Origin of the sequence: Paenibacillus dendrobii (genome assembly GCF_009807035.1) — a bacterium.
GTDB lineage: Bacteria > Bacillota > Bacilli > Paenibacillales > Paenibacillaceae > Paenibacillus_AQ > Paenibacillus_AQ dendrobii.
On record NZ_WUBI01000001.1, the window covers coordinates 2,921,477 to 2,936,155 of the forward strand.

Genomic DNA, 14,679 nt, shown 5'->3' on the forward strand with positions numbered 1-14,679 from the left:
ATGTAAACTGGGGTTATTAAGATGCCTATCTTTACTTATATTCATTAGATATAGATGGATGGAATCATACTTCATAAGTTTTGATTTCATCCGTCATAGACGGAGGTTAAACAGCTCATGCTGCTTCAAGCAAGTGGAATCAGAAAACTATATGGAATAGAGCCCGTGCTCGAAGGAATTAATCTGCAGATTCTGGAAAGGGAACGCGTGGGACTTGTCGGGGTTAACGGCGCCGGCAAATCCACCCTGCTGCAGATTCTCGCCGGAGAAATGTCGTATGACGGCGGACAAATTTTCAAATCCAAGGAAACGACGATCGGCTATCTCGCGCAGAACAGCGGGCTTCAATCGAACCGCACGATCTGGGAAGAAATGATGGATGTGTTCTCCCCTTTAATTGAAGCGGAAAATGAACTTCGTTTGCTCGAGCAGCAAATCGCCGATCCGGCACAAATGGATAACCCTAAAAAGTATCAGGAACTGCTCGACCGTTATGCGATGCGTTCGGACTGGTTCAAAGACCATGGCGGCTACGAGATGGAAACCCGGATTCGCAGCGTGCTTCATGGCATGGGTTTTGGCAGCTTCGCACCGGATACATCGATCTCGACTCTCAGTGGCGGCCAGAAAACGCGACTAGCGCTGGCGCGCATCCTACTGCTGGCTCCGGATCTGTTAATGCTGGATGAACCGACCAACCACCTTGATATTGCCACATTAACTTGGCTGGAGGATTATTTGAGAGCCTATTCCGGGGCACTTCTGGTTGTTTCTCATGACCGCTACTTTCTGGATCGGCTTGTCACAAGCATTGTGGAAATCGAGCGCCATCAATCGAAGCGTTACACGGGAAATTACAGCCGCTATATCGATCTCAAGGCAGCCGAATATGAATCTGCGATGAAGCAGTACGAGAAACAGCAGGATGAAATTGCACGGCTGGAGGATTTTGTACAGAAAAATATCGTCCGGGCCTCGACTACCAAACGGGCGCAAAGCCGACGCAAAGCCCTGGAGAAAATGGATCGTTTGGACAAACCTATGGGAGATTTGAAAAAAGCCAGTTTCTCTTTCGATGTTGAATATATGTCCGGTAAAGACGTGCTTCAGATAAAAGATCTTGCCGTTTCTTTCACGCCTCCGCAAAAGCTGTTTGCGAATGTGTCATTCGATCTGCACCGCGGAGAAACCGTGGCTCTCATCGGTCCGAACGGAATCGGCAAATCAACGCTGCTTAAGTGCTTGATAGGAAGCTATCGCCAAGAATCCGGTACGATCAACTGGGGAACCAAAGTGAAGCTTGGCTATTACGATCAGGAGCAGACGAATTTGACTCCGTCCAATACGGTGCTCGAAGAGCTGTGGAGCCAATATCCTCATATGGAGGAAGCCCGGATCCGTACCGTGCTCGGAAACTTTTTGTTCAGTGGCGAAGATGTTCTCAAAAAAATCTCCGCACTGAGCGGCGGCGAAAAAGCGCGTGTTGCCCTTGCCAAGCTGATGCTGCTTGAAGCCAATATGCTCATTCTCGACGAACCGACCAACCATTTGGATCTCTACAGCAAGGAAGTGCTTGAATCGGCGTTGATCGACTACGAAGGCACGCTGTTGTTCATTTCTCATGACCGTTACTTCCTCAATAAAATGGCCGAACGGATCGTGGAGCTCCATCCGCAGGGCGTGGAACATTTCCTGGGGAATTATGACGATTATACCGCTAAAAAGCAGGAACTTGAGGAACTGTCGAAGGAAGCGCTGGAAGCGGCCGGAGACAAGGCATCGAAGCAGGAGAATGCTGTCGAAGCCGCCGACAAAGCAGGCGTTAATTCCTTTGAAGCCGACAAGCAGGCTAAACGCGAAGAACGCAGCCGTCAACGCAGAATCGCTGCTCTGGAGGAGCAAATCCAGCAGCTTGAGGCGGCTATTGCCGAGCTGGAGGCCGAGATGACAAAGCCCGAGGTCTACCAAGATTACATGGCGCTGCAGAAGCATCAGCAGGATCAGGAAACCGCCAAGAAAGAACTGGACGAGGTGTTCGCCGAATGGGAACTGCTCGCCAGCGAATAACCTGGTGTAGGCCTTAGAGTATAGGCCTTTGAGATCAAGAAAAAACTTTTTGTCAAATTCACAAAACTTTTTTATTTTTGGAGAATAACCCTTGTACACAAGCTTATCCACATAAATAGTGCATAACTCACTCCAAAAAATGGCCCCCGGGGCCATTTTTTTATGATTAAATTAAGTTTCTAAATCGACATCCACTTTTATCCACCAAATTATCCACATTATCCACAGATTTTGCTTCATGAAAATGAAAACACTATCCCCGTTTTCAAAACCCTTATAAACCAACGGTTTCCGCCTTAAACATGAATTTGTACACAAATTTGCTCGGATATGTGGATAACCTTGTCCACATCTTGACAAAAAGTTTGTCGAATGCTGCAAAAAAATAGCCCGTAACTCTGTTTAAAGTAACGGGCACAATGCGGCTGAGGGTTGATTCCTAAGCCTCTATTTAATTCATCTGCATCTCTTGCTTTTCATCCTCCGCTGATAAAACCGCACTATTGCAGGCTGCCACGTAAGCCAGACCTGCAGCCATGACAATATCATGGTGAACAGCGGTACCCCGGTAGGTTTTACCTTTCCGTTCGACGCTCACCGCAGCTTCCGCATGGGCATCTTCGCCGCCGCTCAAAGAATGCAGCTCCAAATCGCCAAACGTAATCTCGGCATCAATGCCTTGGCTGATTGCTGCAATAACGGCTTCCAGCGGTCCGTTGCCCATACTTGAATGGGATGACTCGCGGTTCTCATGCAGATGATGCAGAGTAACCGCCGCGACACGGTTGGAGGCACTGCCCGCCACGACCTGCACATCCCCCAGCTCATATACTTGTGTAGGTCTTCCCAGCGACTGGCTGACCATCTGCAGCAGCTGATTATCACTGACCACCTTCAGCTGATCCGCCGCTTCTTTAAATACATTGTAGAATTCGTTGAGCTCCTCGCCCTGAATCTCGATTCCATAACGGGCCAGACGATCACGGAGAGCATGGCGTCCGGAGTGTTTGCCGAGAATGATCATACTCCGCGGAATGCCCATTTTTTCCGGATTCATAATTTCATAAGTACTGCGGTCCTTCAGCAAGCCGTCCTGATGAATGCCGGATTCATGCTGGAAAGCGTTACGACCCACGATCGGTTTATTATAGGCCATCGGAAAATGCATCGCCCCGCTGATGATCCGTGATGTTTCATATAACTTATCAATGGCGATGCCCGTAGTGAAACCCAGCGCGTCACCTCTCGTTTCAAGCGCCATGACCAGTTCTTCCAAAGCTGCGTTGCCTGTACGCTCTCCAATTCCGTTCACAGTTACTTCGACCTGGGATGCTCCATTTTGGATCGCTGCCAGGCTATTGGCTACCGCAAGACCCAAATCATTATGACAATGGGCACTGTATTGCACAGTTTGGCCGCCTCTGGCTTCTTCACGAACACGGCGGAACATATTGCCGTATTCTTGAGGCAATGCGTAACCAACAGTATCGGGCAGGTTAATGATGGATGCACCTTCCTCGATCGCCACCTCTACCATTTCGATCAGATCCTCAATCCGCGTGCGTGTCGCATCCATAGCCGTAAATTCAACCACATCGGAGAATTGTCTGGCATACGCGGTCATCTCCCGTGCCAAGGCTACAGCTTCCTTCCGGGTTTTGCGCATTTGATGCTGCAGATGAATATCCGAGGAAGAAATGAACAGATGAATCCGACGGCGTGCGGCATCTTGGGTCGCCTTGACCGCCGCTTCGATATCGCCTTTGACGGCGCGGGCAAAGCCGCAGATCTCCACCTGCTGGAACCTGCGCGAAATCTCCTGTACCGCGGCAAATTCACCGGGGCTCGAAATGGGAAATCCCGGCTCAATGACATCTACACCCAGTTCGATCAGCTTCGCGGCAAGTGGAATTTTTTGCTCCGGCTTCACGCTTGCGCCTGGTGCCTGTTCTCCGTCACGCAGCGTTGTATCAAAAATTTGAATTCTTTTTTTATCGGTCATGGGATGGTCCTCCTTAAGTTTTCTTTTATATATTCGGTTGCCTTAGCCACCATAACTGTTTTTCATCACATGTCTTCATGCTTCGATCATGGATCTAATTAGAGTCGATGCCCGGAGGTCACCGCCGATGCTATCTTCACTTTTGCTCGATTTAAGAACCTGGTTGTTCTTTTTTTGAAACCGCATGTCGACTTGCGGCTTCCCTTCACCCGCCCACTGCTGCCGGCAGCAAAGCACTATGCTTCGTATAAAAGCATACAAAAAAGCCTGCCATCTCTTGTTATCAAGAGACGGCAGGCTTTTCACCCTCCGCGGTACCACTCTTCTTGGTGCTCTCCGATCCTTGCCGGTTAGAAAACACCCTCCTCATTCTTCACATCTCGTCATATTTCAGATGTGAAGCATCCCTGTAACGGGGGCTAGCCGTTATTCGGTGTAATCAGGAAGATTCCATTTCCACCGTTCCGCTCACGGGCGAGATTCAAAGGATTCTGCCACTGCGTCGCACCAACCCGCAGCTCTCTGTCAAGATCAGAATTCCTTTTACTGCTCCCGTTCATCGCGTTTTGTATATGAAAGTCAAAGTCCTTATTTGAGAATACAAAAAAGCCTGCCATCTCTATGCAAGAGACGACAGGCTGTTAACCTTCGCGGTACCACTCTTGTTGCTCCTCTTCTTCCTAATACGGAATCCAAGAAACCCCTCAATTGCCTCTTACGGTGGCTAACCGTAGCAGTATACTATCCGGTGTGCACGACCGGTCCGGATATCGATCCGGCATTTCCACTGCTCCGCTTCCAGGCGAGTTGCAGGTTCCTTCGACTGCGTTGCACCATCCCGCAGTTCTCTAACGTCCCGGATTCCTACTGCTCCTGTTCATTGCGTTTGCTCATATCCATTTGAATTTGAAATGATTATACGATCTCATCCAAATGCTGTCAACAGGTATTTATGAAGATGATATCCATTCAAGCGCCTATTTATTCCTGTACGGACCACTCTTCAAGCGAAAATTGCGGCATGGCCTTCATATCCAGAGCCGTAAATTTCTGCTCCTTCCACTTCAGATAAGCAGCAGCGCCGATCATGGCCGCATTATCCGTGCAATATTCGAACGGCGGGATGATCAATTCAATGCCTTCCAATTGGCACTGCCGGTCCAGTTCCTTGCGCAAACCGCGGTTGGCAGCTACGCCGCCGCAAAGAAGCAGCTGTTTGGCGTCATATGCTCTGACAGCACGGATGGCTTTGGTAACAAGCACCTCCACGACGGATTCCTGGAATCCGCGTGCAACAGCGCTTTCGACCACCGGCTCGCCGCGCATTTTGCGCTGGTTCACGACATTCAGCACCGCTGATTTCAAACCGCTGAAGCTGAAATCATAGGAATCCGGCTCCAGCCATACGCGCGGAAGATCGACAGCTTCCTCCGCTTCCAGTGCAAGTCGGTCTACATGGGGTCCTCCCGGATACGGGAATCCGATGGCGCGTGCGACTTTATCATAAGCCTCGCCCACGGCATCATCGCGTGTTCGACCGATCACTTCGAAGCTGCCTTCCGATTTCATGTATACCAGATCCGTGTGCCCTCCGGATACGACCAAGGCCATGCATGGATACTTGATATCCGCTACAAGCCGGTTGGCATAGATATGCCCGGCAATATGGTGTGTACCAATAAGCGGTTTATTCAACGCCATGGCCAAGCTGGTGGCGGCAACAACGCCAACCAACAACGCCCCAACCAATCCTGGCCCTTGCGTAACGGCGATTGCCGAAAGTTCCTGAAGGCCGATGCCTGCCTTGTTCACGGCTTCTTCCAGCATCAGCGTAATATTCTCCACATGCTTGCGTGAAGCAACTTCCGGCACAACGCCGCCAAAAGCTTTATGGGTTTCAATCTGGCTGGCGATCAGATTGCTCAGTACCTCTGTGCCGTCTTTAACAACGGCAACGGAAGTCTCGTCACAACTGGTCTCTACCGCCAAAATATAACAGGGTTCATGTTCGTTATGCAATTCACTCATCAGTATGCTTCGCTTCCTTCCTCACTGCCATAAGCGCTGCCGCGCTCCGGCAGATCCGCCCACATGATCATGGCATCCTCATGGTTATCCGAATAATAACCTTTGCGGAGTCCCGCAGGCTTAAATCCCATTTTACGATATAAGTTTTGTGCCACGTCATTCGAGACTCTGACCTCGAGCGTCATCCGCAGCATTCCCAGCTGCGACGCGGTTTTCATCAGTTCACGCAATAAACGTTCTCCCCATTTACGGCCCCGGTATGCCTGGAGTACGGCAATATTGGTGACATGCGCTTCGTCAATTACCGTCCACATGCCCGCATATCCAACCGGCTGACCCAGATATTGCATGATCATATACCTTGCAAAATGGTTCTGCGTCAGCTCATTACGGAAAGCTTCCTCCGTCCAGGGAAGCGTGAAGGCTTCATGCTCGATCACCATCACGTCCGGAATATCCTCCAGCGCCATTTGCCGGAAGGTCAGACCTTCGTTATTCGGGTATAGCTCCTGCTCCATGACTCTATGACAGACTCCCTTCACGGCTTGCGCAGGAGCTTCTCAGCTTCCGCCAGCTGCGTATAATTAGGCACCAGACGGTGCACGTCATCTCCTTCTCCATGCATAAGCCGTTCTGCTCCCAGCCGGCCAACCGCTTCACCCTCCATATCACATACCGCGATATGAAGACGTTCGCCCAGCAGCGGGCGCAGACGTTCTATTGCAGCCTCATGATTACCGGGTTCGCCTACAAACCAGACCCCTTCAGGTTGATCTTTCTCCGGTGTATCCGTCCATAGACGGCTTATCTCTTCGACCCATTGATCCATTAAACGGATCGCATCCTCTTGCATGCGTACAGGCATGTTGTTTCCTTTTGCTTGAAATAACGCCGTATACGCCTGCCCTCTTCTGGCATCCATTAACGGGATGATCCAGTTGTCGCCGCTTCCCCTGCCCTCAGCGGTCAGAAGTCCGCTCCAAGCCAGAGCTTGCAAACTGGAAATCCCGGCAACCGGAATATTCCAGGCCCAGGCTAATGTTTTGGCAGCCGTTACGGCAATGCGCGTTCCCGTATATGATCCAGGTCCGATCCCTACCGCAATTCCGCTGACCTCGGACAAAGCCACCCCGGCTTCCGCAAGTCCCTTTTGGGCAAGAGGCATCAGATGAACCGAATGATTGCGTTCCCCCGCCGCTTGGATGGTATGCAGCACTTTATCATTTTCCATAACGGCCAGGGCAAGACATGCGGTGGACGTATCCAGCGCCAAAAACCGCTTAAGCGGCTGTGATTGTGGTTGATTCATTCTGTAGAGACTCCATTCTGTTTCAGACTTCTGCACCATTCTTCATAAGGCTCTCCGTAACCCTGCACCGTAATTCTCCGCTCTGTCTCACCAGTCGTTTCAAGATACAGATGCAGATGCAGCTCCGGCAGCAGTTCCCGAACGATTTGTGCCCATTCCACGAGACTTACACCACTGCCGTAAAAGTATTCATCTAACCCAAGGTCCTCCGCCTCTTCCAACGACACCCGGTATACATCCATATGATAGAAAGGCAGACGCCCCTCATATTCTTTAATAATGGTAAACGTCGGGCTGTTTACGACTCCCTTCACGCCCAAGTGCTTGGCAAATGACTGTGAAAATGCCGTTTTCCCTGCTCCCAAATCTCCGTCCAGACCGATTACAGCGCCAGGAAAAGCCGCCTTGGCGAGCCATGCAGCCAGCGCCTCGGTATCCTTCGGACTATGGGAGGTATAAACAAACGGTTCCCCGTTCTGATTATGTTCCAATCCCTTGACCCACCTTCAGTATCTTTTCCATCTCATAACTTGTCCTTAATTATATCGGTCTGCCTCCTTGCCCGCAAGGACGAGCCAAGGCATCTTCTGATTTTCCCTCTTGATTCTTAGCTGCGCAAAAGTGCTCCGTCATTGCATCTTCCAAACGGATATCTCGTCCTCATATATTGTTTATTCTACGCCAAAAGACCCGCAATAGCTGCGGGCCTTTGCATTATTAAACGGTCAGGAAACGGCTGCTTCCCCTTCTACGGACAGAACCGGCCTACTCTCCCACACGGTGCTTGGAATCTCGCGTCTGAGCACAGGCAGCACTTCCTCGGCAAAACGCTGCAGCTGCTCCTCTTGCTCCGATTCCGTCAATCCGTCGACGCTGATGCTCAGCACCTGATGGCCGAAGGCCTCATGGTAATTCAAAATCTTACCGATCACCTGCTCCGGGCTGCCGATCAATGCCGGGCCGTTCTCGATCATGTCCTCCAGACTGACGAACGGCGACTGGTTATGCTTCGAGGATTCGGTTGCGCTAAACGCGCTGTAATAGGGTTTATAACGGCGGATCGCCTCCTCGGTCGTGGTTCCGAGATAAAGGCTGCCCGAGCCCGCTCCAACAACGGCACGTGCCGGATCATGCCCATAATGGGCCAGCCGCTCGCGGTAATGATCGATCAGGGCTTTGTACTTGCTCTGCGGATGGAAGGAGTTCGAGGAGAAAATAGGCTCCCCGAACTGTGCCGCCAGCTCTGTCGAGAGCGTGCTGGACGCGCTGCCGTGCCATATCGGTATGGACTGCTGGTAAGGCCTCGGATACGTCGTCACCTGCTCCAAATTTGGACGGTATTTGCCTTCCCAGGTTACGTTCTCCTCCGTCCATAGCCTTTTCAGGAGTCGGTAACGTTCGGCCATGGATTCCCACTGCTCCTCTTCCGTGATGCCGAAAAGAGGATAATGCCGCGGATCATTCCCCTTTCCGATGATCATTTCCAGGCGGCCGCCCGACAGGTGGTCCAGCGTGGCATAATCCTCGGCGACCCGCACTGGATCGAGAACGCTCAGCACCGTCACTGTAGTCAGCAGGCGAATTCGCGATGTTTGGGCGGCGATGGCCGTCAATACGACGGGCGGCGAGGAAGACAGGAACGGAGCGCCATGCCGCTCGCCTACGCCGTAAGCATCAAAGCCGAGCTTCTCGGCAAGTACGGCCTGACGGATGACGTTCCGGAATTTTTGCTGCGCCGTCCACGACTCTCCTGTGACGGCATTGGGAAGATTCATCATTAAACTAAACAACGCGACCTTCATGATACGGACCCTCCTTTGAGCGAATCTGATGGTATGGCTTCATGCACGGCTGGATGGCTTGAACGGTCCTCGGTTCGATGTCGCATCCGTTTGCTTCGCAGAAGCAGCGCAAGCGGAATGGCTAAGGCCACCCCTGCACTTGCGAACAGAAAGGCATCATCGATGCTTTTCGTATAGGCTGTCAGGTGCAGCAATCCGCTTTCCCGTCCGGATGCTTCCGCACCGGTAAGCCCCGTCTCATGCACGTGCATCCGCGCATAAAAAAAGGAAGTAAACAAGCCGATCGAGACGGAGCTGAACACCTGCCGCAGCCAGTTGATCAGCGCCGAGGCATGGCCGGACTCGTGATCGGCGACCGCAGCCATAGCCGCGCTGGTTGCCGGCGTGAGCGCCAGCCCCGTTCCTACGTTCCGGATGGACATCCAGATCAGGACCGACAGCAGCGTGGTATCCGCCCGCAATCCGCTGAAATGAAAGGTCGTCACCAGAAGAATGAGGCTCCCCGCGGCTATGAGCGTCGCAGGTCCCCAAGAGGGATATAGTTTGCCCGACAGGAAGGTGGCTAAGGTGAGGCATGCCGCCGCCGGCAGGAATAACAATCCGACTTGAAAGGAGCTCAGTCCTTGAACTTCCTCGAGGAAAAGAGGAATGAAGTAAACGCCGGAGTACAGCGCAAACGATAAAATAAGGGACACCCCCAAGCTGACGGCGAAGACCGGGTTGCGGAACAGCCTTAAATTCAGCAGCGGCGTCTCCGTTCTCAGCTCATGAATGATAAAGAACAATGCACATAAACCTCCGGCAGCTGCACTTATCCAAGTCAGGGGAGAATTCGGCCCCCACTGATGCATATTCCCGAAAAGCAGGAGAAGAGCCATGCTTCCTGATGCCGCAAGCGCAAATCCCGCCATGTCCAAGCGTCTGCGTTCCCTTATGAGATCGGTCGGCAGAAGCAGCAAAGCCGCGACCCAGGCTGCGATTCCGACGGGAACCGTAACCAGGAAAATGAGATGCCAATCATGCTGCTGCAGCCATCCGCTGAGCGAAGGTCCGATGGCCGTACCAAGCACCGTCGAGAAGGACCATACACTTACCGCAAATGGCTGTTTGGCCCGTGGCAGCACCTGGTAAATCATCGCCAGCGAAATCGGCTGGGTCAATCCGCAAAACAAGCCCTGCAGGATGCGAAATCCGATCAAAGCGTAGATGTTCCAGGAAAGCGCGCATAACAGCGAGCTTACGGTAATGCCCAGCAGCAGGAACAGAAATATCCTCTTGCCTCCGAACCGGTCGCTGACATAGCCGCTTATGGGCGCGATAATGCCGCAGGCTAGCGAGAACCCCGTGATGATCCACTGCACCGTGCTCAACTCGGTGTGAAAAATGCCTATGAAGCCGGGCATCGATACATTAAGGGAAACGACATGATACATGCCGACGAATGAACCGAGAAAAAGCGTTGCCAGGATGGGCCAAAAACGTACGTCCTTCTTGCCGTTCCCGGAAAGGCTTGATCCGGTATGCGCCTTGTAGGCTTCTTCTTGCATCGCTTGATCCTTCCGGCCTTCCAGCGAGCGGCTCATAGCGGATCATGGCAGGCCGCGAAATGATCTGCAGCGATCTGGCGCAGCTGCGGTTCCTCTTCGCGGCATTTTGCCGTGGCCATTGGGCAGCGCGTATGAAACCGGCAGCCGGACGGCGGATTAGCCGGCGACGGGATTTCGCCCTCGATCCCGGCAAGGGGCTGGCCTTTTCCTTCGCCTGCTTGCGGAATCGAATCGATCAACGCGCGCGTGTACGGGTGGGCCGGCCGCAGGAACAGCTCCTCACTTGGAGCGATCTCCACCAGCTTGCCCAGGTACATCACGCCGATCCGATCCGATATATGCCTGACGATTTGCAGACCGTGGGCGATGAACAACGTCGTCAAACCCAATTGCTGCTGTAGATCCTGCAGAAGATTGATGATTTGGGCCTGCACGGATACATCCAGAGCAGACACCGCTTCATCCGCCAGAATGAAACGGGGATTCAGCGCGATGGCTCTCGCAATGCCGATGCGCTGCCGCTGCCCTCCCGAGAATTCATGCGGGTAGCGCTGCGCCCAAGCAGGATCAAGACCCACTAATCCCATCAGCTCATGGACCCGCTCCTTTAACCGGGAAGCGGGCAAGCCGTCATGGACCCGTAGCGGCTCCGCGATGCTGTCCCCGATGTTCCAGCGCGGATCAAGCGAACCGTAAGGATCCTGAAAAATCGTCTGCATATGTCGGCGCGCACGGCGCAGCTCGTGTCCTCCAAGCTCCGTGAGGTCCTGGCCCTCGAACAAGATCCGGCCCTGTGTCGCCCGTTCCATCTGCAGCAGCACCCGTCCAAGCGTCGACTTGCCGCTGCCGGATTCGCCGACCAAACCAAAGGTTTCCCGTTTGCGGATCGTGAAGCTTACATCATCCACGGCATGAATCAGCTTTCTTCGTTGGCCCAAGCCGCCGCCCCGGACCGGGTAATATTTCCGCAGGCCGGTAACCTCAAATAACGGGTCCTCGCATTCAGCCCGAATCAAACCGTCGGCTCCTCGCTGTATCCCTTGCGCTGAGAGAATCTGCACCGAGGCATCAGGCTTCGCCAGCCAACCGTCCCTGCGTATTAATTCATCCGAATACCAGCAGGCAGCCCTGCTTCCGCCACTTCCCTCCAGCGGAGGAGCTTCGCGCGAGCAGCGTTCCGAGGCAAAAGGACAACGCGGATGGAATCTGCATCCTTCCGGCAGTGCCGATAGATTCGGGATCGAGCCTTCTATAGAGTACAGCTTCGTGCCGCGTACCGTATCCATCGTAGCTATGGAACGCAGCAATCCCCGGGTATAAGGGTGGCGCGGCAGATTGAACAGCTCATCCGCAGATGCTTCCTCCACGATTTCACCTGCATACATCACCACGATCCGGTCAGCCATTTCCGCAGCGATCCCCAGATCATGGGTAATCAGCAGAATCGACATTCCGTATTCGGCTTGCAGGTCCTTAAGCAGCTGCAAGATCTGGGCTTGAATCGTGACATCCAGCGCCGTCGTCGGTTCATCCGCGATCAGCAGCTCCGGTCCGCAGGACAGCGCCATCGCAATCATGGCCCTTTGCAGCATGCCGCCGGACAGTTCGCCCGGGTACTGCTTCATGCGAAGCACAGGTTCAGGGATGCCCACGCGCTGCAGCAGCTTGACCGCGCGTGCTTTCGCCTCGCGCTTCGAAACGCGTTCATGCTGCAGAATGGTCTCCTGGATTTGCTGTCCGATCATGAAGACGGGATCAAAGGCCGTCATCGGTTCCTGAAACACCATGGCCATTTTTTTGCCCCGGAATCGTCGCAGTTCGCCCTCCGTCAACCGGCTTAAATCGGTGCCTTGAAGATACAGGCTCCCTTCCGTTATCCTTCCGTTCTCATGGTCGATCAAACGCATGATGGCCTTGGAGGTTACGGTTTTCCCGCTCCCGGATTCACCGACAAGGCATACCGTTTCTCCCGTCCCGATCCGAAGCGTCATGTCCCGGACGGCATTCAGCATCCCCCGCCGGGTGTGAAAATCGACGGACAGATGCTCCATGTCGAGCAGTGTGCCCAAAGTGCTCCCTCCTATCGCTGCGTAAGTTTTTTCGGATCGAAATGATCCCTGAGCCGGTCGCCGATGATGTTCACCGACAGGACAAAAGCCGTGATGGCGAGACCGGGAAAGGTACAGATCCACCAGGCAACGGTTAAGTATCCCCTGCCTTGGGATAGCAGCGTGCCCCAATCCGGGATTTCCCGGAGAACGCCGAGACCGAGAAAGCTAAGGCCGGAGCCAGTCAGAATCGAGGTCCCGATTCCGATCGTCGCCATGACGAGCAGCGGTGACAGGCTGTTCGGCAGGACATGCCTCCAGAACACGCGCAGCGGCGAAGCGCCGATGGACATGGATGCCCTGACGAAGGTCCTGTTCTTGATGCTCATGACCTGCGCTCTCATCACGCGGGCATAACCCGGAACGGCCGAGACGGCCACCGCCAGAACGATGTTAAACAGGCTGGGCCCGAGTGCCCCTGCGATGGCAAGTGCCAGCAAAATGCCGGGAATCGTCATCCATATATCATTGAGCCGCATGATCACCGTATCCACCCATCCGCCGGCATAGCCGGAGACGGCCCCGATCGTGCCGCCAAGAAGACCCCCGACCAATACGGAAGCAAAGCCGATCAAAAGAGAATCCCGGCTGCCATGCACCATAACGCTGAATATATCCCTTCCGAAATAATCGGTTCCGAATAAGTGCTCCATGCTAGGCTTCAGCAGGATGCTGCCCGGCAGCATTTCCGTCGGAGCATAAGGCGCAATCCATGACGGCACGGCCGCACAAGCGACAATGAAAAAAATGATGATCCCCGCCCCGCATAAAAAAAGATCGTTTGCCGTGAAACGGCGGGCTTTGCGGACAGGTTGAACCTCCTGCCTAGGCTCTACCCACACGGCTTCGGCGGATACCGCCTCTCGCATCGTTTTCCCTCCTTATGCTGAACGTCTGACCCGCGGATCAATGAAGCTATACGATAGATCCACGAGCAGATTCACAACGACATAAATGACTGCGGAAAATAAAATGACGCCCTGGACGACCGGCAAATCCTTGGCCATGATACCGTCTGCAATGATACGCCCGATGCCCTGTCTCGAAAATACGGTCTCGATGACGACCGTCCCGGCGAGCATCTCCCCGATCAGCATCCCGATCATGGTCACGGCGGGAATCATCGCATTGCGAAGCGCATGCCGGTACATAATCGCCTTCTCCCCCAACCCTTTGGAACGCAACGTGACGATAAACTGTTCGCTGATGACCTCCAGCATGCTGTTGCGGACCATTCTGACGATAAAGCCCGCACCCACGGTGCCCAGCGCCAGAGCCGGCAGCACCAGCGTGTTCCAACCATCCGAGCCCATGGCCGGAAACCAGCCGAGCGTAATCGAGAAGATCAGAATCAGCAGAATGCCGGACCAGAAGGTCGGCATGGAAATGCCGAACAGCCCGATCAGCCGGGCGATCAAATCGATCGCCCGGTTCCGGTGAACCGCGGATAGAACACCCAGCACCACACCAACGACAACGGATACGAATGAGCTTGCGGCAGTCAGGGCCAATGTTGCGGGAAAATGCTCCAGAATCTTGGGCAGAACCGGATCGGAATTAATCAGTGATTTGCCAAAGTCCCCTTGAATCATATTCATCAAGTAACGAAGAAATTGGATATGGAACGGCTGGTCAATCCCCAACTGCTGACGGAGGTTCGCGATGACTTCCGGCGTCGCGACGGATGGATCGATCATCGTATCCGTGGGATCTCCGGGAAGCACGTACAGAATGGTAAACACCAATACGAGCGAGCCGAAAATGACAAGCAGAGAGGAACCAAGCCTTTTTGCAACGATCCAAGCCATTCAGCCGT

General features: G+C 53.5%; 11 protein-coding genes and 1 other annotated feature. Of the genes, 1 reads left to right on the top strand and 10 read right to left on the bottom strand.

Annotation, left to right across the window (positions count from 1 at the left end):
* Positions 1–117: 117 nt before the first annotated feature.
* Positions 118–2,067, top strand: coding sequence for an ABC-F family ATP-binding cassette domain-containing protein (locus GRF59_RS12835; protein ID WP_160497912.1), 1,950 nt, complete (start codon positions 118–120; stop codon positions 2,065–2,067).
* Between the two features lie 451 nt (positions 2,068–2,518).
* Here GRF59_RS12835 and GRF59_RS12840 read toward each other — a convergent pair whose 3' ends face one another.
* The 10 genes from GRF59_RS12840 to GRF59_RS12885 all read right to left on the bottom strand — a co-directional run bounded on the left by GRF59_RS12840 (position 2,519) and on the right by GRF59_RS12885 (position 14,671).
* On the bottom strand, positions 2,519–4,069 hold the full coding sequence (locus GRF59_RS12840) for a 2-isopropylmalate synthase (protein ID WP_160497913.1): 1,551 nt from the start codon (positions 4,067–4,069) through the stop codon (positions 2,519–2,521).
* Between the two features lie 283 nt (positions 4,070–4,352).
* Positions 4,353–4,638: a binding site (T-box leader), on the bottom strand.
* Positions 4,639–5,050: 412 nt separating this feature from the next.
* A complete protein-coding gene (tsaD, locus tag GRF59_RS12845; RefSeq protein WP_160497914.1) occupies positions 5,051–6,097 on the bottom strand; it encodes a tRNA (adenosine(37)-N6)-threonylcarbamoyltransferase complex transferase subunit TsaD in 1,047 nt (348 codons plus the stop codon).
* Complete coding sequence (rimI, locus tag GRF59_RS12850) at positions 6,097–6,615, bottom strand: ribosomal protein S18-alanine N-acetyltransferase (RefSeq protein ID WP_160497915.1); 519 nt, start codon at positions 6,613–6,615, stop codon at positions 6,097–6,099. The genes tsaD and rimI overlap by 1 nt, the downstream gene beginning before the upstream one ends.
* A 20-nt stretch (positions 6,616–6,635) precedes the next feature.
* Positions 6,636–7,406: a tRNA (adenosine(37)-N6)-threonylcarbamoyltransferase complex dimerization subunit type 1 TsaB gene (tsaB, locus tag GRF59_RS12855; protein WP_160497916.1), complete on the bottom strand. Its 771-nt coding sequence runs from the start codon at positions 7,404–7,406 to the stop codon at positions 6,636–6,638.
* The gene (gene tsaE, locus GRF59_RS12860; RefSeq protein WP_160497917.1) at positions 7,403–7,897 is read right to left on the bottom strand and encodes a tRNA (adenosine(37)-N6)-threonylcarbamoyltransferase complex ATPase subunit type 1 TsaE; all 495 of its coding nucleotides are present in this window, start codon (positions 7,895–7,897) and stop codon (positions 7,403–7,405) included. The genes tsaB and tsaE overlap by 4 nt, the downstream gene beginning before the upstream one ends.
* A gap of 234 nt (positions 7,898–8,131) precedes the next feature.
* Entirely contained in the window at positions 8,132–9,208 is a 1,077-nt protein-coding gene (locus GRF59_RS12865) for an LLM class flavin-dependent oxidoreductase (protein ID WP_160497918.1), read from the bottom strand.
* On the bottom strand, positions 9,205–10,791 hold the full coding sequence (locus GRF59_RS12870; RefSeq protein WP_237391737.1) for a DHA2 family efflux MFS transporter permease subunit: 1,587 nt from the start codon (positions 10,789–10,791) through the stop codon (positions 9,205–9,207). The genes GRF59_RS12865 and GRF59_RS12870 overlap by 4 nt, the downstream gene beginning before the upstream one ends.
* Positions 10,788–12,806: a dipeptide ABC transporter ATP-binding protein gene (locus tag GRF59_RS12875; protein ID WP_160498268.1), complete on the bottom strand. Its 2,019-nt coding sequence runs from the start codon at positions 12,804–12,806 to the stop codon at positions 10,788–10,790. The genes GRF59_RS12870 and GRF59_RS12875 overlap by 4 nt, the downstream gene beginning before the upstream one ends.
* A 29-nt stretch (positions 12,807–12,835) precedes the next feature.
* Positions 12,836–13,732 carry an ABC transporter permease gene (locus GRF59_RS12880; protein ID WP_160497919.1) on the bottom strand — a complete coding sequence of 299 codons (897 nt, stop codon included), beginning with the start codon at positions 13,730–13,732 and terminating at the stop codon, positions 12,836–12,838.
* Between the two features lie 12 nt (positions 13,733–13,744).
* Positions 13,745–14,671, bottom strand: a complete 927-nt coding sequence (locus GRF59_RS12885) for an ABC transporter permease (RefSeq protein ID WP_160497920.1) — start codon at positions 14,669–14,671, stop codon at positions 13,745–13,747.
* Positions 14,672–14,679 lie beyond the last annotated feature (8 nt).

Excerpts from the sequence above, each read along its gene's own strand:
- GRF59_RS12835 (WP_160497912.1), top strand. The coding sequence starts at position 118 with ATGCTGCTTCAAGCAAGTGGAATCAGAAAACTATATGGAATAGAGCCC.
- GRF59_RS12840 (WP_160497913.1), bottom strand. The coding sequence starts at position 4,069 with ATGACCGATAAAAAAAGAATTCAAATTTTTGATACAACGCTGCGTGAC.
- tsaD (WP_160497914.1), bottom strand. The coding sequence starts at position 6,097 with ATGAGTGAATTGCATAACGAACATGAACCCTGTTATATTTTGGCGGTA.
- rimI (WP_160497915.1), bottom strand. The coding sequence starts at position 6,615 with ATGGAGCAGGAGCTATACCCGAATAACGAAGGTCTGACCTTCCGGCAA.
- tsaB (WP_160497916.1), bottom strand. The coding sequence starts at position 7,406 with ATGAATCAACCACAATCACAGCCGCTTAAGCGGTTTTTGGCGCTGGAT.
- GRF59_RS12865 (WP_160497918.1), bottom strand. The coding sequence starts at position 9,208 with ATGAAGGTCGCGTTGTTTAGTTTAATGATGAATCTTCCCAATGCCGTC.
- GRF59_RS12870 (WP_237391737.1), bottom strand. The coding sequence starts at position 10,791 with ATGAGCCGCTCGCTGGAAGGCCGGAAGGATCAAGCGATGCAAGAAGAA.
- GRF59_RS12875 (WP_160498268.1), bottom strand. The coding sequence starts at position 12,806 with ATGGAGCATCTGTCCGTCGATTTTCACACCCGGCGGGGGATGCTGAAT.
- GRF59_RS12880 (WP_160497919.1), bottom strand. The coding sequence starts at position 13,732 with ATGCGAGAGGCGGTATCCGCCGAAGCCGTGTGGGTAGAGCCTAGGCAG.
- GRF59_RS12885 (WP_160497920.1), bottom strand. The coding sequence starts at position 14,671 with ATGGCTTGGATCGTTGCAAAAAGGCTTGGTTCCTCTCTGCTTGTCATT.